Origin of the sequence: Oerskovia douganii, from assembly GCF_015142735.1 — a bacterium.
In the GTDB taxonomy this organism is placed as follows: domain Bacteria; phylum Actinomycetota; class Actinomycetes; order Actinomycetales; family Cellulomonadaceae; genus Oerskovia; species Oerskovia douganii.
In genome coordinates, this window is record NZ_JACSPN010000027.1 from 17520 (window position 1) to 37570 (window position 20051).

20 protein-coding genes are annotated in these 20051 nt (G+C 74.0%); 15 read left to right on the forward strand and 5 right to left on the reverse strand.

The features are described 5' to 3' along the window. Positions 1-141: 141 nt before the first annotated feature. A complete protein-coding gene (locus H9623_RS16435; RefSeq protein ID WP_193721095.1) occupies positions 142-693 on the reverse strand; it encodes a YceI family protein in 552 nt (183 codons plus the stop codon). A 204-nt stretch (positions 694-897) separates the two neighbouring features. On the opposite strand from H9623_RS16435, the gene H9623_RS16440 reads away from it, so the two are divergent. The 7 genes from H9623_RS16440 (at position 898) to H9623_RS16470 (ending at position 8089) form a co-directional block, all read left to right on the forward strand. Then, on the forward strand, positions 898-1404 hold the full coding sequence (locus H9623_RS16440; protein WP_193721096.1) for a MarR family winged helix-turn-helix transcriptional regulator: 507 nt from the start codon (positions 898-900) through the stop codon (positions 1402-1404). A 101-nt stretch (positions 1405-1505) separates the two neighbouring features. Then, complete coding sequence (locus H9623_RS16445; RefSeq protein WP_193721097.1) at positions 1506-2195, forward strand: histidine phosphatase family protein; 690 nt, start codon at positions 1506-1508, stop codon at positions 2193-2195. Positions 2196-2247: 52 nt separating this feature from the next. Next, positions 2248-2892 carry a TlpA family protein disulfide reductase gene (locus tag H9623_RS16450; protein ID WP_193721098.1) on the forward strand — a complete coding sequence of 215 codons (645 nt, stop codon included), beginning with the start codon at positions 2248-2250 and terminating at the stop codon, positions 2890-2892. A 3-nt stretch (positions 2893-2895) separates the two neighbouring features. Further along, complete coding sequence (locus tag H9623_RS16455; RefSeq protein WP_193721099.1) at positions 2896-3726, forward strand: cytochrome c biogenesis CcdA family protein; 831 nt, start codon at positions 2896-2898, stop codon at positions 3724-3726. Further along, positions 3726-5627, forward strand: coding sequence for a cytochrome c biogenesis protein ResB (gene resB / locus H9623_RS16460; RefSeq protein ID WP_193721100.1), 1902 nt, complete (start codon positions 3726-3728; stop codon positions 5625-5627). The genes H9623_RS16455 and resB overlap by 1 nt, the downstream gene beginning before the upstream one ends. Next, positions 5624-6592 carry a c-type cytochrome biogenesis protein CcsB gene (gene ccsB / locus H9623_RS16465; RefSeq protein WP_193721101.1) on the forward strand — a complete coding sequence of 323 codons (969 nt, stop codon included), beginning with the start codon at positions 5624-5626 and terminating at the stop codon, positions 6590-6592. The genes resB and ccsB overlap by 4 nt, the downstream gene beginning before the upstream one ends. Before the next feature lie 219 nt (positions 6593-6811). Continuing rightward, entirely contained in the window at positions 6812-8089 is a 1278-nt protein-coding gene (locus H9623_RS16470; protein ID WP_227748795.1) for an LCP family protein, read from the forward strand. A 45-nt stretch (positions 8090-8134) separates the two neighbouring features. Here H9623_RS16470 and H9623_RS16475 read toward each other — a convergent pair whose 3' ends face one another. After that, the gene (locus H9623_RS16475) at positions 8135-8608 is read right to left on the reverse strand and encodes a PLD nuclease N-terminal domain-containing protein (RefSeq protein ID WP_193721102.1); all 474 of its coding nucleotides are present in this window, start codon (positions 8606-8608) and stop codon (positions 8135-8137) included. 98 nt (positions 8609-8706) lie between these two features. Between H9623_RS16475 and H9623_RS16480 the strand changes: the two genes are divergently transcribed. Then, positions 8707-9051: a DUF4229 domain-containing protein gene (locus H9623_RS16480; protein ID WP_227748802.1), complete on the forward strand. Its 345-nt coding sequence runs from the start codon at positions 8707-8709 to the stop codon at positions 9049-9051. Positions 9052-9101: 50 nt separating this feature from the next. Next, positions 9102-9872, forward strand: a complete 771-nt coding sequence (locus H9623_RS16485) for a hypothetical protein (protein WP_193721104.1) — start codon at positions 9102-9104, stop codon at positions 9870-9872. Between the two features lie 13 nt (positions 9873-9885). Here H9623_RS16485 and H9623_RS16490 read toward each other — a convergent pair whose 3' ends face one another. Both H9623_RS16490 and H9623_RS16495 read right to left on the reverse strand, forming a co-directional pair. Continuing rightward, on the reverse strand, positions 9886-10755 hold the full coding sequence (locus tag H9623_RS16490) for a 1,4-dihydroxy-2-naphthoate polyprenyltransferase (RefSeq protein ID WP_193721105.1): 870 nt from the start codon (positions 10753-10755) through the stop codon (positions 9886-9888). Between the two features lie 10 nt (positions 10756-10765). Further along, complete coding sequence (locus tag H9623_RS16495; RefSeq protein ID WP_193721106.1) at positions 10766-12001, reverse strand: AMP-binding protein; 1236 nt, start codon at positions 11999-12001, stop codon at positions 10766-10768. Between the two features lie 75 nt (positions 12002-12076). Between H9623_RS16495 and H9623_RS16500 the strand changes: the two genes are divergently transcribed. Then, entirely contained in the window at positions 12077-13141 is a 1065-nt protein-coding gene (locus H9623_RS16500; RefSeq protein ID WP_227748796.1) for a DUF3048 domain-containing protein, read from the forward strand. A 144-nt stretch (positions 13142-13285) separates the two neighbouring features. Beyond that, positions 13286-13531, forward strand: a complete 246-nt coding sequence (locus tag H9623_RS16505) for a hypothetical protein (protein WP_193721107.1) — start codon at positions 13286-13288, stop codon at positions 13529-13531. A gap of 95 nt (positions 13532-13626) precedes the next feature. Here the strand turns inward: H9623_RS16505 and H9623_RS16510 are convergent, their stop codons facing one another. Next, complete coding sequence (locus H9623_RS16510; protein WP_321575495.1) at positions 13627-14592, reverse strand: 1,4-dihydroxy-2-naphthoyl-CoA synthase; 966 nt, start codon at positions 14590-14592, stop codon at positions 13627-13629. A 194-nt stretch (positions 14593-14786) separates the two neighbouring features. Here H9623_RS16510 and H9623_RS16515 point away from each other — a divergent pair, with 194 nt between their 5' ends. The 4 genes from H9623_RS16515 to H9623_RS16530 all read left to right on the forward strand — a co-directional run bounded on the left by H9623_RS16515 (position 14787) and on the right by H9623_RS16530 (position 19990). Continuing rightward, positions 14787-15395, forward strand: a complete 609-nt coding sequence (locus H9623_RS16515) for a TetR/AcrR family transcriptional regulator (RefSeq protein WP_193721109.1) — start codon at positions 14787-14789, stop codon at positions 15393-15395. A 73-nt stretch (positions 15396-15468) separates the two neighbouring features. Next, entirely contained in the window at positions 15469-16464 is a 996-nt protein-coding gene (locus H9623_RS16520) for an o-succinylbenzoate synthase (protein ID WP_321575496.1), read from the forward strand. Next, positions 16461-18272 carry a 2-succinyl-5-enolpyruvyl-6-hydroxy-3-cyclohexene-1-carboxylic-acid synthase gene (menD, locus tag H9623_RS16525; RefSeq protein ID WP_193721111.1) on the forward strand — a complete coding sequence of 604 codons (1812 nt, stop codon included), beginning with the start codon at positions 16461-16463 and terminating at the stop codon, positions 18270-18272. Before H9623_RS16520 ends, menD begins: the two co-directional genes overlap by 4 nt. Positions 18273-18385: 113 nt before the next feature. After that, positions 18386-19990: a S1C family serine protease gene (locus H9623_RS16530; RefSeq protein ID WP_193721112.1), complete on the forward strand. Its 1605-nt coding sequence runs from the start codon at positions 18386-18388 to the stop codon at positions 19988-19990. The last annotated feature ends 61 nt before the right edge of the window (positions 19991-20051 follow it).

Below are 20051 nucleotides of genomic sequence, written 5' to 3' on the forward strand. Positions count from 1 at the left end.
GGTCGTGCGCCGCGAGGATTCTCGCGCTGGCGCACGAGGGCTCGGCGGCATCCGCCTCGCCCGCCGGGCTAGGGCGGGGCCGCGTGGGTCCGGGGCGCTCCGCGCCGTCGGTCCGTGCTGCCCGCCGGTGGTGCGGGAGGCTCAGGCCTGCTTGATGGCGGAGAGGTCGAGCGCGATCTTGATCTTGTCGCCGACGAGCACGCCGCCGGCCTCGAGGGCCACGTTCCAGGTCAGGCCGAACTCCTTGCGGGAGACCTCGGTCGTGGCCTCGAACCCGGCGCGCGAGTTGCCGTAGGCGTCGACGGCGGTGCCCGTGAACTCGGTCTCGAGCTTGACCGGCTTGGTCACGCCGTTGATGGTCAGGTCGCCCTCGATGACGAAGTCGTCGTCGTCGGCCTCGACCGCGGTCGAGACGAAGTTCCAGGTCGGGTTCTTCTCGGCGTCCCAGAAGTCGGCCGACTGGAGGTGCCCGTCGCGCCCTGCGTCACCGGTGTTGACCGACTTGGCATCGATCGCCGCGACCACGTTGGACGACTCGACGTCGTCGCCGATGTTCACGGTGCCCTCGGCGATCGCGAGCGAGCCGCGAACCTTCGAGATGCCTGCGTGGCGGACCGTGAAGGTCGCCTGCGAGTGCGAGGGGTCGATCGTGTAGGTGCCTGCGGTCAGTCCGGCGGGAAGGGTCGTGGCCATGAGTGTCTCCTGGATGTCGTGGTGCGTATGCGTCAGGCGCACCGTCGGCGCGCCACTAGTTGAAGATTCAACTTCATACGAACGCATCAACGCAAGCCCTCTTCCCTCTATTCCCTGACGAGTGGCTCCCGTCGGGCGGATCGTTCCCCGGGTGGGAGAATGGGAGGATTGTTCGGACGGCGGGGCGTGACGGATGAGGCGGAGATGACGGTTCAGCAGGACAGGTTCACGATCGCGGCGCAGGGCACGCCATGGCTCGACGACGCCCAGCAGCTCTCGTGGCGCCAGTACCTCGACGGGACGGCCCGCTTCGTCGAGGCCCTGAGCAGGGACCACGAGGAGCACTCCTCGCTCACGCTCGGCGAGTACGAGCTCCTCGTGCGGCTCTCCGAGGCCCGCGACCACACCATGCGCATGTCGGCGCTCGCCGACGGCCTGGCCCGTTCGCGGTCCCGCGTCACCCACACCGTGCACCGCATGGAGCAGCGCGGCCTGGTGCGCCGGACCGCCGACGCGGACGACCGGCGCGGTGTGAACTGCGTCATGACCGACGCGGGCCACGCCGAGCTCGTGGCCTCCGCACCCGGGCACGTGACCGCGGTGCGTCGCCTCATGGTCGACGTCCTGACGCCCACGCAGCTGCAGAACCTCGGCGAGGCCATGGCGGCGATCGGGGAGGCCTGCCGGCTCGCGGACGAGCGCGACCAGTAGCCGGCGCCGGCCCCTGGCCGTCCGGCACCGGAGATTCCTGTGTCGGGGAGCACGCCGCCCCGGTGCACCGCGCGGCGCAGAACTTTGGGACACTGGTCCGCATGGTCGCAACCACGGTCCACCTCATGCGTCACGGTGAAGTCTTCAACCCGGACGGCATCCTCTACGGTCGAATCCCCGGCTACCACCTCTCGGAGCTCGGGCACACGATGGCGCGCCGCGTCGCGGGGCACCTGTCGGGCAAGCCCGTCGAGGGCGCACCCGCGCTGCCCGACGACGTCGCCCCCGAGCCCTTCGACGTCGCCCTGGTCATCGCCTCCCCGCTGCAGCGGGCGCAGGAGACGGCGACGCCGGTGGCCGAGGCCTTCGGGCTGCCCCTCGGGACCGACGAGCGCCTCATCGAGGCAGGCAACCACTTCGAGGGGATGAAGTTCGGGGTGGGCGACGGCTCGCTGCGCCACCCCGGGCACTGGCCCTACCTGTGGAACCCCCTGCGTCCGTCCTGGGGCGAGCCCTACAAGCAGCAGGTCGCGCGCATGCACGCCGCGATCCACGACGCCCGGGCCCAGGCCGAGGGGCGCGAGGTCGTGCTCGTGAGCCACCAGCTCCCCATCTGGATCTCCCGCCTGGCGTTCGAGGGCAAGCGCCTGTGGCACGACCCGCGCAACCGTCAGTGCTCGCTCGCGTCGCTCACGTCGCTGCGCTTCGAGGGCGACCGCCTCGTCGGGATCCACTACACCGAGCCGGTCGCGGACCTGCTCCCGGGGGCGGCGAAGGTCTCGGGAGCGTGACCCGCCAGGTCCTTCCCAGGTTGTGCCCAGGCACGTGGGAGAAAGTTCTGCCATGATCCACCCCTTCCGTGCCCGGGACGGTCGCGCGCTCGCCCACGGGCGCCGGTCCGCCGGCACGCTCACCCTCGGTACCGCCGCCCTCGTCGCGCTCGGCCTGGTCCTCACCGGCTGCTCCCAGGAGTCCGGGGCCACGAGCCCCGACGACGTCGTGGGGCAGGGCTACGTCTCGGGCGACGGCTCGGTCAAGACCTGGGAGGTCTCCGACCGCGACGAGCCCGTCGCGCTGACGGGCACCGACTTCGAGGGCGGCGCGGTCGACACGACCGAGTGGCTGGGCGACGTGGTCGTCATCAACACCTGGTACGCGTCGTGCGCGCCCTGCCGCGCCGAGGCGCCGGACCTGGTCGCGCTCGCCAACGACCGTGGCCCCGAGGGCGTGCACGTGCTCGGCATCAACAGCACCGACGACGCGGGCGCCGCGCTCGCGTTCGAGCGCACCTTCGAGGTGCCCTACCCCTCGATCGAGGACACGCGCGGCGAGGCCATCGCTGCGCTCGAGGGCTCGGTCCCGCTGCAGGCCGTCCCGACGACCGTCGTGCTCGACCGCGAGGGCCGCGTCGCCGCGCGCGTCATCGGGCGTGCCGAGGGCTCGACGCTCGGTGCCATCGTCGACGACCTGCTCGCCGAGAGCGCCTGACGCATGGGTCCCCTCGTGCTCGCCGGTGACCTCGGCTTCACCTTCGCCGCGACGGTGTGGAGCGGCTCGATGCTGCTCGCCGTCCCTGTGGCGATCCTCGCGGGGCTCGTGTCGTTCGCCTCGCCCTGCGTCCTGCCCCTCGTCCCCGGCTACGTCGGGTACGTGAGCGGGCTGGCGGCGGCGAACGCCGGCGCGACCGGGGTGCAGCGGTCGGGCGGCAGCGGCAGCACGGCGGTGCGGACCGCGCGGGCACCGGGCCGGTGGCGGGTCGCGGCGGGCGTCGGGCTCTTCGTGGCCGGCTTCACGCTCGTCTTCGTCCTGCTCATGGTCGCCGCCGGGGCCGTCGGCGTGCACGTCAAGCACTGGGAGGACGTCATCACGCGGGTCATCGGGGTCTTCGTGATCCTCATGGGCTTCGCGTTCATGGGCGCGATGCCCTTCCTCCAGCGGGACCGTCGCCTGCACCTGAGCCCCACCGCGGGAATCTGGGGTGCACCGCTCCTGGGCATCGTGTTCGGCCTGGGCTGGGCGCCCTGCATCGGCCCGACGCTCACGGCGGTCATGGCGCTGTCCCTCGAGGAGGCCACCGCGGGTCGCGGGGCGATCCTGGGCATCGCCTACAGCCTGGGCCTCGGCATCCCGTTCCTGCTCATCGGGATCGGCCTGGAGCGGTCCAAGAAGGCCGTGGCCTTCCTCCGTCGTCACCGGGTCGCGATCATGCGCATCGGCGGCGGCATGCTCATCGTCATCGGTCTCGCCCTCGTGACCGGCGTCTGGGGCACCTGGACCTCCCGCCTCGGCGGGCTCATCACGGGCTTCGAGCCGGTGATCTGATGAGCGACAAGGACCTCTACCGCCCCGAGGGCATCGACGACGCGTTCAGCCACCCCGAGCCCGAGGCGGGCCCGGCCGAGGGCGAGACGGCCCGCCCGGCGGGAGCGGCGCCGTCGGGCCGGGAGGCACCGACCCCGCACGGGACCGCTCCCGACGCGGGCGACGCCGCACGCACCGGCGGCGCCGGGCAGCCTCAGCTCCCCGCGCTCGGCCTGCAGGGCAGCCTGCGCTGGGTGTGGCGCCAGGTGACGAGCATGCGCGTCGCGCTCATGCTGCTCATGCTGCTCGCCGTCGCGGCCGTCCCCGGCTCGGTGCTGCCCCAGCGCCCGCAGGACCCCGCGGCGGTGCTCACCTACCTGCAGGACAACCCCGGCACGGGGGAGTGGCTCGACCGGTTCGGCTTCTTCGACGTCTACGCGTCGCCGTGGTTCTCCGCGATCTACATCCTGCTGTTCGTCTCGCTCGTGGGCTGCATCCTGCCCCGCACCAAGGCGCACCTGCAGGCCGTGCGCAACCGGCCTCCGCGCACCCCGCGCCGCTTCGACCGCTTCCCCGCGAAGGCCGAGACCACGAGCACCGCGACCCCCGACGAGGTCGTGGAGGCCGCCGCCAAGCACCTGCGGGGAAGCGTGCGCTGGCTGCCGACGTTCCGCGTCGACGTCGGGACCGAGCCCGCCGACCCGGCCCGGGGGCTGCCCGAGCGCCGCACCGTCGCGGCCGAGCGCGGCTACCTGCGCGAGACCGGCAACCTCGTCTTCCACCTGTCGCTGCTCGGCCTCCTCGTGGCGGTCGCCACGGGCCAGCTCCTGCACTTCCGCGGCCAGGCGATCATCACGGAGGGGCGCGGCTTCGCGAACGCGGTCGTCGACTACGACACGTTCGAGAACGGGTCGCTGTTCAGCCCGTCCTCGCTCGTGCCGTTCTCCATGACCCTCGACTCGTTCGACGCGCAGTTCGCGATGGACGCCGTCGCGTTCGCGCAGTCGCGCGACTTCACGGCCAACGTCACGGTCCGCAACCCCGACGGCACGTCCGAGCAGGAGCAGATCAAGGTCAACCACCCCATCGTCGCGGGCGGCGCCAAGATCTACCTCCAGGGCAACGGCTACGCGCCCGAGATCACGATCCACGACGCCGAGGGCCAGGTCGCGTTCGCGGGCCGCGTCCCGTTCCTGCCCGAGGACACCCTCTACACCTCGCGCGGGGTCGTGAAGGTCCCCGACACCTCGCCCGGCCTCGACCAGATCGGCCTGGTCGGGTACTTCCTGCCCACGGCCGAGATCGACGAGGTGGGCGCGCGCTCGACCTTCCCGCAACCGATCAACCCCCTGCTGGTGCTCGAGGTCTACCGGGGCGACCTGGGGCTCGACGAGGGGATGCCGCAGAACGTGTACCGCCTGAACACGGACACGCTCACGCCCTCGCTCGACGAGGACGGCGAACGCGTCCGGGTCCTCGTGGCCCCCGGCGAGACGGTCGACCTCCCCGACGGGCTGGGCACCATCACGTTCGCCGCGGGCGACGTCCCGCGCTACGTCGCGCTCGACCTGCGCCACGACCCGGCGCTCGTCTGGATCCTCGTGTTCGCGCTCGGGGCGCTCGGCGGCCTGGCCGTCTCGCTCTTCACGCCGCGCCGCCGCGTGTGGCTGCGGGTCTGGAGCGAGGAGTCGCCCGACGGCGGAGCGTCGCCCCGGCGTACCGTCGTCAGTGTCGCGGGACTCGCCCGCGGCGACGACGCCGGGCTCCAGGGCGAGGTGGACCGCGTCGTCGAGTCCCTGCCCGGGACCCCGCCCACGGCCGAACCGCCCGCCGGGCCTCCTGCCCGGCCGCGCAGCACCCCGTCCTCCCCCCGCACCGACGGTCGGGCTCGCGCCGACCGACCACGAAAGGCTGACCGATGACCGTTGCCGACCTGAGCTCCGACCTGGTGTGGGCGGCTGCGACCGCCCTCACGGTCGCGTTCGTCGCGTTCGCGATCGACCTGTCCCGGCTGGGGGCCAAGGTGCCCGAGCCGGAGGTCGTGACCGACGCGATCTCCGACGCCGACGCCGACGCCCCGGTCGCCGTGGCCGTGGCCACCCCCGACAGGCCGGCGTCGCGCAAGGCCGCGGGCATCGGCATCTCGACGGGCTGGTTGGGGACGATCCTGCTGCTCGCGGCGATCGTGACCCGCGGCATCGCCGCAGGGAGGGCTCCCTGGGCCAACATGTACGAGTTCACGCTCGTCGGGGCGTTCGTCGCGATGGCGGTGTTCCTCGGCGTGAGCCTGCGCCGCGACGTGCGGTTCCTCGGGGCGTTCGTGACAGGGCTCGCGGTGCTGTTCCTCGTGGTCGCGCAGAACTCGTTCTTCCTCGCCGCCACGGGCGTCCAGCCCGCGCTGCAGTCCTACTGGCTCGTGATCCACGTGGGCGTCGCGATCATCGCCACGGGCATCTTCACGGTCGCGTTCGTCCTGTCCCTGATCCAGCTCCTGCGCGACTCGCGCGAGACCGGCAACGGCTTCCTGGGGCACCCGGCCTGGCGCTGGCTCGACACGACGCCCCGCCCCGGCCAGCTCGAGGCCCTGAGCTTCCGGCTCAACGCGGTCGCGTTCGTGCTGTGGACGTTCACGATCATCGGCGGCGCGATCTGGGCCGAGCATGCCTGGGGCCGCTACTGGGGCTGGGACCCCAAGGAGGTCTGGAGCTTCGTCGTCTGGGTCGTGTACGCGGCGTACCTGCACGCACGCACCACGCGCGGCTGGTCCGGGCGCCGGGCCGCGTACTTCGTGCTCGTCGGCTACGCGTGCGTCCTGTTCAACTTCACCGGCGTCAACCTGATCTTCAACGGCAAGCACTCGTACTCGGGCATCACGACGCAGGAGTGACCTGGAGCGGTCCAGCCGCCGCTCCCGCCCAGCCCCGGAGGGGCCGTCCGCTCGACGGACGGCCCCTCCGGCGCGTCCGCGACCGGACGCGCCCCGTGGCGCTGGGTACGTGCCAGGTGGCGCGCGACGCGATGCGTCCGACGACGGCGAGATCCCCGGCGCGGGATCCCGGTGCACCTAGGCTCTGCCCTCGTGACCGACGCGCGAGGGGGAAGCAGGATGTTCGAGACGGAGGACGGGGGTCAGGGCACGGACGGGCCGGAGGGCGGGAAGGGGGTGCGTCACGTCCGGTCGCGGCGCGAGCACCGGGTGCTGCGTTCCGTCGCGCTCGTCACGACCGCCGTCGTCGCCTTCGGTGCCTCGGGCGCGACGGCGCTCGTCGTGAGGTCCCTGTCCAACGTGGAGCACGTCGACAACAGGGCGCTGGTGGCGCCCGAGGCAGACCGGCCGCCGGTCGCGATCCCGGACCCCGAGGACCCGCTCGCGGGGCTGCCCGTGAACCTGGTCCTCATCGGGTCCGACGACCGGTCGGGGGTCAACGAGGCGATCGGCGGGGCCGAGGCCGGCATGCGCTCGGACACCACCATCCTCCTGCACGTCGCGGCGGACCGTTCCCGGGTCGAGCTCGTCTCGATCCCGCGCGACCTCATGGTCCCGATCCCCTCGTGCACCGTCACGGGCGGCGGGACGACGCGGGCGGCGACGCGCACGATGTTCAACGAGGCCTTCTCGAAGGGCTGGATCGGGGGCAAGGACCTCGCCTCGGCGGCGACCTGCACGCAGATGACGGTCGAGCAGGTCTCGGGCGTCCGCACGGACGGGTTCGCCGTCGTGGACTTCGCGGGCTTCCAGGCCATGGTCGACGCGCTCGAGGGGGTCCCGATGTGCATCCCGGAGGACATGCGGGACGAGGACGCGAACCTCGACCTCCGCGCCGGGACGCAGACCCTGACGGGCGCCCAGGCGCTCTCGCTCGCCCGCGCCCGGCACGAGCTGAGCGACGGGAGCGACACCTACCGCATGGGGCGGCAGCAGGCCCTGCTCGCCGCCATGACCCGGTCGATCCTGACCAAGAACCTCCTGACCGACCTGCCGAGCCTGGTCAGGTTCCTCGATGCCGCGACCAGCTCGCTGTCGATCAGCGGGGGCGTCGACCTCGAGGGGCTCGCCTTCTCGCTGCGGTCGGTGAGGACGGAGTCCGTGACGTTCCTGACGATCCCGTCGGGACCCATGCCGTCCGACCCGGCGCGTGTCGTCCTGTCCCCGGCCGCGGCCGACGTGTGGGCGAGGATCGGGGCGGACGAGCCCGTGGTCCCGGCGAAGCCGGCCGTGACGCCCGAGGTGCCCGTGGCACCCGAGGTGCCCGGCCCGCAGGTCGGTGCCGACGGGCCCGCTCCGCCCACCGCGACCACCGACGAGCCCGCCGTGGTCGACCCGCTGGCCGACCGCAGGCCCGGCCAGGCGATCACCTCGGCGGACGCGAAGGCGGCGTGCTGAGGGCGCCTGCCGCGGCAGGCGGGTAGCCCGGAGGGCCCTGGGGCCTCAGTCGGTGCTGCCCGACGACGGCGTGCCGGGCGCACCGTCCGTCTCGCCGGACGTCGAGCCGTGCGAGGGGTCGTCCGACGACCCGCGCCCGTCCTCGGCCGTGTCCCCCGAGGCGGGGCCCGCCGTCGGGCCGCCCGCCGTCTCACCACGCGCCTCGCGGCGACGCTGCTGCTCGAGCTTCCACAGGAAGTCGGGGTCGTCGTCCGGGGCCACGGGAGCCGACGGGCGCCGACGCGCCCCCGGGCGGCCGGGTCCCGCTGCGGGAGTCCGGCCCGCCTGCGCGTGGCGGGAGCGCTGCGTGCGGGACACGAGGATCCAGGCGAGCGGTCCGACGAAGGGCAGGAAGATGATCATCACGATCCACAGCCCCTTGGGGATCCCGCTCCGGTCGTCCTCGTCGCTCGTGGCGCAGTCGGAGAGGGCGTAGACCGCGAGGCCTACGGCGAGCAGGGTCAGCAGGACGCGGATCATGCCCCCAGCCTATGCGTCCTGGCAACCAGGGCGGGTGCGGCAGCCCAGGCGCGCGGTTCGGCGAACCCGGAGGAGGCGCCTACCCTGGAGAGGTGCCTATGGTCATCTACTCCGCGCTGCGCCTGGCGATCTTCGCGGTCCTCTTCGTCGTCCTGTACGTCCTGAACCTCGGGCACTGGGTCGTGTGCGCGGTCATCGCCGCCGTCCTGGCCTTCCTGGTCTCCTACCTCGTCCTGCGGGGCCCGCGCGAGCGTGCCGCCCAGTACCTCGCGGACCGCGCCGCCCGGCGCAAGGCGACCGGGGAGCAGTTCTCGCGCGAGATCGAGGACGACGCCGCGCACGAGGACGCCGCCGTCGACGCCGCGGAGGCGGCCGAGGCCGCGACGCCGTCCGAGGACGCCGACGGGCAGACCCGCCCGGCCCGGGCCCAGAGCGAGGGTTAGGTGCTGGTTGCGCTGGCAACCGCGAGAACGGCCCTCGTCGTGGTCGGAGGATGACAGCGACGCGGCGCGTGGTCAGGGACGGGGACCGCGCAGTCCTGGTTGGCACGGTCGTGCGCACGAGCGTCCGGCCGAGCACGGGCGTGGGAGTCGCCGACGACACCGGTCCCGGCCCTGTGCTGCCAGAGCTGGACTACCCACCCATCTCCGTGGTGGTCCCGATCCTGGGGCCCGCCGGGCACGCGCAGACCTGGGAAGAGCTCATCGGGCGGCGCCTTCGCGTCCGGGGCACCTGGACGAGCGAGGGCATCGTCTGCGACCCGACGACCGGCGACGTCGCTCCGCTCGCCCTGCAGCCGGAGGCAGAGCCCGTACGGGTGGCAGGGCGAGAGCTGCGCACGCCCGGCCATGCGACGGCTCGGGCCATCGAGGGCCCGCTGTTCGAGTCGGGAGACCTCATCTGGCGTGTGCCGTTCTCCCGTGACGGCGAGCCCGTCGTCCTGGTGGCTGCCCACGACAAGGCAGCGGTCGAGGATCGGCTGCGCCAGCTGCACGGCGACGCGCTGCACGTGGTCCAGAGCCCGTGGACGCGCGAGGAGTACCTGCGCGCAGACCGCTTCGGCGAACGCGCTGAGGCCCAGGGCCTGCTCATCTCGGTCGAGCAGGGCCTGGATCTGGACGACGGCGTCGTGCGCTACGTCGTGCGGCTCACCGCCCTGACCGACCAGCTGGCCGCAGAGTACGACGCCTTGCCCGCCGGCCTCGCACGGCTCGAGACCCTCGTCGCCCCCGACGCGCCCGGTTTGAGCGACGGGCCCGGTTGAGCGACTCGTCCGGCTAGAGCGCGAGCCCCAGCCCCAGCAGCACGCCGTAACCGAGCTCGAACATCCCCGTCCCGGCGAGGACGGGCACGAGCAGCGGACCGCGCGCACCGGCGATCACGGGCAGCGTGAGCAGCACCGCGGGCAGCAGCAGGAGCAGCACGAGCAGCGACCACGGCGCGGCGAACGCGCACACGACGCCCAGCAGGATCGGCACCCAGATCATGGCGACGTAGGCGCGCCGGGCCCGGAAGTCGCCCAGGCGCACCGCGACCGTGCGCTTGCCCGCGAGCACGTCCGTGGGGATGTCGCGCACGTTGTTGATCATGAGGAGCGCGCACGCGAGCAGGCCCACGGCCACGGCCCCCACGCCCGCGACCCAGGTCACCCGGTCCGCCTGGGTGTACGTGGTGCCGAGGACCGCGACGAGCCCGAAGAAGACGAACACCCCGACCTCCCCGAGGCCGCGGTACCCGTAGGGGTTCTTGCCGCCCGTGTAGAACCAGGCGGCGACGATCGCGAGCGCCCCGACGGCCAGCAGCCACCAGTGGCCGGTGAGGGCCACGAGCGCCAGGCCCAGGACCGCTGCGACACCGAAGCAGGCGAACGCGGCGTTGCGGACCTGCGAGGCGAGCGCCGCCCCCGACGCGGTCAGCCGCATGGGCCCCACCCGGTCGACGTCCGTGCCCCGCACGCCGTCCGAGTAGTCGTTGGCGTAGTTGACACCGACCTGGAGCGCGAGCGCGACACCTAGCGCCAGGAGCGCGGGCCAGAACGCGAACGAGTCGACCTGCGCGGCAGCGCCCGAGCCGACGAGGACGGGTGCAGCCGCCGCGGGGAGGGTCCGCAGGCGCGCGCCTGCGACCCATTCGGCAGAGGTGGCCATGGTGCTCCGTTCAGAGGGTGCGTGGTGCGGTGCGGGCAGCGAGCTCTGTCACGGCCGCCCGGTCGATCTTGCCCGGCCCACGGCGGGGCAGGTCGCCCACGACGAGCAGGTCGCGTGGAGCGGCGGGCGGTCCCAGCGTAGTCGCGACCGCGTGGCGGGCACGGGCCAGCAGGTCGTCCGCGGCGGGGTGGTCGCGCACCTCGGCACCGTCGCCCCCCTCGGCCGGGTGGCGCACCTCGACGACCGCGACGACCCGTTGACCCCACTCGCGGTCCGGCACGCCGACCACGCACACCTCGCCCACGCCCGCGAGCACACCCGACAGCACGGCCTCGACCGCGGCCGGGGCGACGTTGACCCCGCCCGTCACGATCACGTCGTCGGCCCGCCCGAGCACCGTGAGCACCCCGTCGGGAGAGAGCGAGCCCAGGTCGCTCGTCCGCAGCCAGCGGGACCCGTCGGGGTCGGTGCGGAACGTCGACGCCGTGAGCGCCTCGTCACCCAGGTACCCGGTCGCCAGCACGGGGCCGGAGATCTCGACGACCCCCGTGGCGGCGGTCGGGAGCTCCTGCCCGGACGACCCGTCGACCGTCCGCACCCGGACGCCCGCGAGCGCGACGCCGTCGTACACGCAGCCGCCGCTCGTCTCCGTCATGCCGTAGGTGGTCACGACGGCGGCGCCCGTCCCGCGCGCCGCCGCGAGGAGCGACGGGGAGGTCGCGGCGCCGCCGACGAGGATCGCGTCGAACGAGCGCAGGGCGTCGAGAGCGGCCTCGCCGTCCGCGGTGCCCTGGGCGTGCACGAGCCGGTGGAGCTGCGTGGGGACGAGAGAGACGTACCGGCGGACGCCGTCCATGCGCGCCGCGGCGGCCGCGAAGCCTGCCGCGGAGAACGGGGCGTCCAGGTCTGCCGCCACGAGGTCCGTCCCGGCGACGACCGAGCGCAGGACCACCTGGAGCCCGGCCACGTGCGTGGGCGGAAGCGTCAGCAGCCACTGCGCGTCACCGCCGAGCCGTTCGTGCGTCGCCCGGGCCGACGCCACGAGGGCTGCGGCCCCCAGGGCGACCTCGCGGGGCAGGCCGGTCGAGCCCGACGTCCGCAGCACGAGGGCCGTGCCGTCGGGGAGCGGACCGGTGAAGGCGAGCGGGGCCGGGGCGACCGCCGGTCCGCGTCCCGACAGGGCGGCCGCGAGCGCGGCCCGCAGCTCCACGAGGTCATCAGGTGCGGGTACGTCGGCGCGTGGCATCTCCCCAGCGTAGGTCGGGCCGTAGGGTGTCGGGGAACTGTGCAGGGCCGAGGAGCGCGAGGGACTGGAATGGACATGGCGAGGAAGCCGGGACGAGCCGCATGGGCTGCGACGATGGTCGCAGGCGTGCTGGCGCTCGCGGCCTGCGGAGGGGGCGGCCCCACGGACGTCCCGACGAGGACCGTCCCGGCGACCGTCGAGGCGGACAAGGGGGCGCCGCCGTCACCCGCGGCACCGACGGCCTGGCCGTTGACGGGGGTCCCGTCCGACGACGTCGCCACCCGCCCCGCGCTGGCGGTCAAGATCGAGAACCTCCCGCAGGCCCGCCCCCAGGCCGGCCTCGACGCCGCGGACATCGTCTGGGAGGAGGTGGTCGAGGGAGGCATCACGCGGTTCGTCGCGGTCTACCACTCGAAGACCCCCGAGACCGTCGGCCCGATCCGTTCGGTGCGTCCCATGGACCCCGCGATCGTGGCTCCGATGCACGGCATCCTGGCGTACACCGGCGCACAGAAGCCCTTCATCGAGGCCGTGGGGGCGGCGGGCATCCAGTCGATCATCATGGACAAGGGCGACGACGGCTTCTACAAGCAGAAGGGCAAGCGGGCGCCGCACAACGTGTTCGGTCGGACGTCCGACTTCTGGGCGCAGGCCGACGACGACCGGACGTCCCCGCCTCCCGCGCAGTTCGCGTACGCGAGCAGCGAGGGCCAGGGCACGGCCACGACGGCCGGTGCCCCGGTCGCCCTGCTGGACGTCCGGCTCTCGGCGTCCTCGCGGGCCCAGTGGTCGTGGGGCGCGGACGAGGGTGCCTTCCTGCGCAGCGAGGGCACGAAGCCCGCGGTCTCGCCCGACGGTGATCGGTTGTCGGCCGCGAACGTGGTGGTGCTGAGCGTCGAGATGACGAACACGAAGTTCAAGGACCCTGCGGGCGCCTTCGTGCCCGAGACGCAGATGGTCGGTACGGGCGAGGGGGTCGTCGCGAGCGCCGGCAAGCAGGTCGCGGTGACGTGGTCCAAGGACGGCGTCGAGGCGCCGTTGGTCCTCACGGGGCCCGACGGCGGGCGCGTCCTCCTGGAGCAGGGCGCGACGTGGATCGAGCTCGTCCCGCGCGGGTCCGGGAGCTACACGGTCAGCTGACCACGGGCCCCGCCGGCCCGTTCGCGGGCGAGCGCCTCATCCTCGTGGAGGAGGAGGCGCTCACCCCTGAGGAGGACCAGGCGGAGTCGAGGTCGAGCCGCGGGGCCGATGCGGCGACGCCGGGGTCCGCGGGAACGTAGGGGCATGGCAACGATCAACCCCACCCAGAGCCCTTTCGACCCCACCTCGACCGCGTACCCGCCGTCCATCGCCCCCGCCCGTCCCGTGCTGCGGGCCGAGGACGACGAGGCCGACGAGACCGGCGCGCGTCCGGCCGCGTCGGTCGGCCCGGTCGTCGTGTCGATCGTCCTGCTGTTCGGCCTGGCGGTCGCGGTGGCCTTCGCCGGCCGAGGCATCGTCGAGATGCTCACGGGCCTGGCGGCAGCCTGAGCCGTCGGCGCTCCTGAGCGGCCGTCACGGCCGTCCTGCCGCCACCCGTCCTGCCGCCACCCCTCCTGCGGGGGCGTCGTCGACGGAGGGCGTCGTCAGAAGTAGTAGGGGAAGTCGTCCCACTGCGGGTCGCGGCGCTCGAGGAACGCGTCCCGGCCCTCGACGGCCTCGTCCGTCATGTATGCCAGGCGGGTGGCCTCGCCGGCGAAGACCTGCTGGCCCGCCAGCCCGTCGTCCGCGAGGTTGAACGCGAACTTGAGCATGCGGATCGCCTGCGGCGACTTGGTCGCGACGATCCGCGCGTACTCGAGCGCGAGACCCTCGAGGTCGGCGTGGTCCGCGACCTCGTTCACGGCGCCCCACTCGTAGGCGTCCTGGGCCGAGTACTCGCGGGCGAGGAAGAAGACCTCGCGGGCCCGCTTCTGGCCCACCTGCCGGGCGAAGAGCGCCGAGCCGTAGCCCGCGTCGAACGAGCCCACGTTGGCGTCGGTCTGCTTGAACCTGGCGTGCTCGCGGCTCGCGATCGACAGGTCGGCGACGACGTGCAGCGAGTGCCCGCCCCCGGCGGCCCACCCGTTGACGACGGCGATCACGACCTTGGGCATGGTGCGGATGAGGCGCTGGACCTCGAGGATGTGGAGCCGCCCGGCCTTGGCGGGGTCGATCGCGTCGGCCGTCTGGGCGTCCTCGCTCGTCGTGTACCGGTAGCCGTCGCGTCCGCGGATGCGCTGGTCGCCGCCCGAGCAGAAGGCCCAGCCGCCGTCCTTGGCCGAGGGGCCGTTGCCCGTGAGCAGGACCGTCCCCACGTCGGACGTCATGCGGGCGTGGTCGAGGACCCGGTAGAGCTCGTCGACCGTGTGGGGGCGGAACGCGTTGCGGACCTCGGGGCGGTCGAACGCGACCCGGACCACGGGCAGGTCGCGCTCGCGGGGCTCACCGTCGACCAGGCCGCGCTCGACGCCGCGGTGGTAGGTGATGTCGGTGAGTCCCTCGAAGCCGGCGACGGTGCGCCAGGCCTGGGGATCGAACGTCTCGGACACCTGTGCGGGGATGCTGCTCACGACCGCCACCCTAGTCGTCCGCGCTCTCGTGGTCCGCCCGGGTGCCCTACGGTGTGGGGGTGGGGACCTCGGAGGTCTTGACGGCAGTACACGCGGTCGTGTAATTCGGTGAAGCCTGTTTGTGCTCAAGATCATGTCGTCGGTCCTCCTCGCGCGGGTTCGTCGGCCTCAACCCGTCCCGGAGGAAGTCCCTGATGGCTCCAGAGACCGACAAGCACGTTCCCCGCCGGCAGGCCCGTGGCACGCAGCGGCGAGACCTCATCGTGTCCGCGGCGGCCGAGCTGATCCTGCGGGACGGCCCGTCGAGCGTGACGCACCGCTCCGTGGCCGCTCAGGCCGACGTCCCGCTCGCGGCGACGACGTACTACTTCTCGGGCCTCGACGACCTGCTCGCGGCGGCCGGGCAGCGCATCGTCCGCGACTGGGCGGAGCGTGCGCAGGCGATCGGTCATGCGGTCACGGAGGCCGTCGCCGACGGCGGGATCGACTCCTTGAGCACGCGGTCGCGCGCGCTCCTCCTGGTGGACGCCGTCCTCCCTCCCGGGGACCACGGCGAGCTCCTCGGGTTCTACGAGCACGTCGTCAGCGCGGGCCGCAGCCCGGTGCTCGCGGCGGCGTTCGCGCAGGGCAGGGGAGAGCTCGACGTCGTCGTCGACGCGCTGCTCGCCCAGCTCGGGCTCCGGTTCTCCGCGGTCCTGCTGATCGCGGTCGTGGACGGTGCCGCGGTCACGGCGCTGTGCGAGGGGCGCGCGGTCCGCGACCTCGCGGTCGACTGCGTCACCGAGCTGCTCGGGGTCGGCTGACCCGGGGCCGCGGGGCCGCGCCGCTCGGTCGCCCGGACCGCGCCGAGCGCCGCTGCGGAGATAGCCTGTGACCGTGCCCCCCACCACGTCGCCCGCTCGTACCGTCGCCTGGTCCTCGCCCCTGCGCACCCGTTTCCGGGGGCTCGACGCGCGCGACGGGCTGCTCGTCCGGGGGGACGCGGGGTGGGCCGAGTTCTCGCCGTTCTGGGAGTACGACGACGCCGAGTCGGCCGCGTGGTTGCGTGCTGTGCGGGAGGCCGCCGACGTCGGCTGGCCGGCACCCGTCCGGTCGAGCGTGCCCGTGAACGTCACGGTCCCCGCGACGGACCCGCAGCGGGCGCACGACATCGTGACCGCCTCCGACGGCTGCCGGACGGCCAAGGTCAAGGTCGCGCAGCGCTCGGCCGACGGCGCCGTCGAGCCCGTCGGCCGGGAGGTCGCGCGGCTCGAGGCCGTGCGGGACGCGCTGGGGCCGGGCGGCCGGATCCGGGTCGACGCCAACGGGGGGTGGACGCTCGACGAGGCGCTGCGGCGGCTGCCGCTGCTCGACCGGGCTGCCGGCGGGCTCGAGTACGTCGAGCAGCCGTGCGCCTCGGTGGCGGACCTCGCGGCGGTGCGCCGTTCGACGTCGGTCCTGGTGGCCGCCGACGAGTCGATCCGCCGGGCGGAGGACCCGTTCGCGGTGCTGCGCGCGGAGGCGGCCGACGTCGTGGTGCTCAAGGTGCAGCCGCTCGGCGGGGTCCGCGCCTGCCTCGAGCTGGCCGAGCAGGTCGGGCTCCCCGTGGTCGTCTCGTCGGCCCTCGAGAGCTCCGTGGGGCTCGCGGCGGGACTGGCGCTCGCGGCCGCGCTGCCCGAGCTGCCGTTCGCGTGCGGCCTGGCGACGTCCCAGCTCCTGGTCCACGACGTCGTCGACGAGCCGTTGCTGCCCCGGGGCGGCGAGATCACGGTCCGACGGCCCGAGCCGTCGGCCGCGGCCCTCGCACGGGCCGCCGCGGACCCGTCGACGCACGAGCGCTGGGTCACCCGGTACCAGCGGGTCGGCGCTCTCCTCGACGGAGCAGCGGCATGAGCGCCACGTCCGCCGACGCCGGGAGCGTGTCGTTGCCGCCCGCGGTCGCCGCGGCCCGGGAGATCGTCGCAGCGCTCGTCGCGGACGGGGTGAGCGACGTCGTCGTGTCGCCCGGTTCTCGCAGCGCGGCCCTCGCGTACGCCCTCGCGGCGGCCGACGCGGCCGGGCTGCTCACGCTGCACGTCCGGGTCGACGAGCGGGCGGCCGCGTTCCTGGCCCTCGGTCTGGCACGCGGCTCCCAGGTCACCGAGGGGCCCGACGGGCTGCGACCCGTCGCCGTGGTCACGACCTCGGGCACCGCGGCGGCCAACCTGCACCCGGCGGTGCTCGAGGCCCATCACTCGGGCGTCCCGCTCGTGCTGCTCACGGCCGACAGGCCGCACGAGCTGCGAGGCACGGGCGCCAACCAGACCACCGACCAGGTCGGCCTGTACGGTGGCGCCGTCCGCCTGGCGGCCGACGTCCCCGCCCCCGACGGGCGCCCCGGCGAGCTGCGCGACCTGGGGGCGGTCCTGGTGCGCGCGCTGGCGGCGGCCCGGGGGACCCGCTCGCGCCACCCAGGTCCTGTCCACCTGAACGTCGCGTTCCGCGAACCCCTCGTGCCGCCGGCGTCGCTGGGGGCGCTGCCGCCGAGCACGGCGGGGGCCGGGTCCGCCCGGCCCTTCGTCGGAGCCGTGCGCGACGACGTCGGTCCGTGGCCGCTCGACCCGTCGCGGGCGACCGTGCTGGTCGCGGGCGACGGCGCGGGGGCCGGTGCACGACGCCTCGCCGAGGCGCGGGGCTGGCCCCTGCTCGCCGAGGCGTCCTCCGGTGCCGCGGCGGGGCGCAACGCGATCACCGCGCACCGGCTCGTCCTCGGGGTGCTGGGGGAGAGGGTCGAGCGCGTCGTGGTCATGGGCCGTCCGACGCTCTCGCGCCCGGTCCAGCAGCTCCTCGCCCGGGAGGGCGTCGAGGTGCTCGTCGTCGCGCCGGGCGCTGCGCCCTGGCCCGACGCCGCGCGCTCGGCGAGCGCGGTCCTGCCGGGCGTCCCGGGGGACTGGTGGACGGGACCGGTGGGCGACCGCGCGTGGCTCGACGCGTGGCGGGGCGCGGGGGAGGCGGCGCGCAAGGTCGTCGCGGCCCGCGCGTCGGCCTCCGGACCGGCGACGCCGCTCACCGTCGCGGCGGCCGTCGCCGAGGCGTCGGGCCCGAGCGACGTGCTCGTCGTCGGGTCGAGCAACCCGGTGCGCGACCTCGACCTCGTGGTCGACTGGGACACGGCTCCGCTCGTCCTCGCCAACCGCGGCCTGGCGGGCATCGACGGGATGCTCTCGACCGCGACGGGGGTCGCGCTCGTCGCGGCGCGCGCGGGCCGGCGGACGCGCGCGCTGGTCGGCGACCTCACGTTCCTGCACGACGTGGGCGGGCTCCTGCGGGGACCGCACGAACCGACCGCGGACCTCCAGGTCGTCGTGGTCAACGACGACGGCGGGTCGATCTTCGCGACCCTCGAGTACGGTGCGCTCGCCGAGGAGGCGCCGGCCACCGCGACCGCGTTCGAGCGCGTCTTCTCGACCCCGCACGGGGCGGACCTGGCGGCACTGTGCGCGGGCTACGGCGTGCGGCACCGGCTCGTCACGGACACCGCGTCGCTGCGCGGGGAGCTCGCGCGCGCCCACCGCGGGATCGAGGTCGTCGAGGTCCGCGTCGACCGGTCCCGGCGCCGCGCCGACGGCGCGGAACTCGCCGCGGAGGTCCAGGAGGCCGTCGCGCGCGCGGTCCCGACCGGGCCGGGCAGCACGGACCGGGGCCCCGCCGCGGGCGCCTGAGAACCCTCCCAGGCGACCGCAGGAACTCGCAGCGAACTCACAGGATCGTTCAAGCGACGTTCCAGCGCGCAGGTGTGAAGTAGTCCTCAGGAAGAACGAGGAGGGAACACACCATGACCGAGAACACCCCGCAGGTCCCCCAGCCGCAGACGCCGCGCGAGGGCGACACGCAGCGCATCGAGGCGCAGCCCACGCAGCAGCTCCCCGCCACCCCGGCGCAGGCTCCGGCGACCCCTGCCCACGAGACCCCGACCCAGCACTTCGCCGCGCCGCACCCGGGCCCCGTGCCCGCGCCGCCGGCGCAGGAGCAGGCCGGGCCGCAGCACGCCCCGCACGGCGCGCAGACCCAGCACGGTGCCCCCACGAGCACCCCGTACTCCGCGGCCGGCATGCCGCCCGCACCGGTCGCCCCGGAGCAGGCCGCAGCCGCTCCGCGCAAGAACAGGACGTGGATCCCCGTGGTCGGTGCGGCCGCCGCGGCGGCGGTCCTCGCGAGCGCCGGCACCGCCGGGCTGCTCACGGCCCTCGACGGCTCGGGCCCGTCCTCCAGCTCGCTCGCCTCGATCGGCGAGAACAAGGAGAACAGCACGGTCCCCGTCGCGAGCTCGACGTCGGAGAACCCCGACTGGCAGGCGGTGACGAGCGCGGTCGCGCCGTCGGTCGTCTCGATCCAGGTCACCACGGCCTCGGGCAGCGGTGAGGGCTCGGGCGTCGTGATCGACACCGAGGGTCACGTCCTGACGAACAACCACGTGGTCGAGGGCGCGCAGAACGACACCGTCCAGGTGACCCTGAGCGACGGTCGGCTCTACGAGGCGAAGATCGTGGGGCTCGACCCCACGACCGACCTCGCGGTGGTCGAGCTCGTCGACCCGCCGAGCAACCTCACGCCGGCCACGTTCGGCGACTCCGACGACGTCACGGTCGGCGAGTCCGTCCTGGCTGTCGGGAACCCGCTGGGCCTCGCAAACACCGCCACGACGGGCATCGTCTCCGCGCTCGACCGTCCGGTCGCCGCGTCGGGCTCCGACGGCGGCAGCACCGTGGTCACGAACGCGATCCAGATCGACGCCGCGATCAACCCGGGCAACTCCGGTGGGCCCCTGTTCAACGCGCAGGGCGAGGTCATCGGCATCACGTCGTCGATCGCGACGACGTCGAGCCAGTCCGGCTCGATCGGCCTGGGCTTCGCCATCCCGGTGAACCTGGCGAAGAACATCAGCGCGCAGCTCATCGAGAACGGGACCGCCGAGCACGCGTTCCTGGGCGTGAGCATGACCGACGCGACGGCCACGGCCGACGGCGTCACGCGCCGCGGGGCCGAGGTCAAGAGCGTCCAGGACGGCTCTCCGGCCGCCGAGGCGGGTATCGAGACGGGCGACGTGATCGTCGCGATCGACGGCAACCCCGTGAGCGGCGCGGAGTCCCTGACCGGGTTCGTGCGCGAGCGCGCGACGGGTGACGTCGCGAAGGTCACCGTGGTCCGCGACGGCAAGACGGTCGAGGTCGACGTGACGCTCGCCGCCAAGCCGACCGAGACGACCACGGGCGACCAGAACGGCTCCGGCCAGGACGGCTCGGGCTCCGGCCAGGACGGCTCGGGTCAGCAGGGCCGACCGGGCTCGGGCGACCAGGGCAGCTCCGGCCAGGACGAGTCCGACCAGACCAACCCGAACAACCTGCCCAACCCCTTCGACTGGTTCAACGGTCAGGGCTGAGCAGCACGAGCCGGACCCGGTGGCGTCGGCGGCCACGGTGGGATCTCCTCCCCGTGCCCGC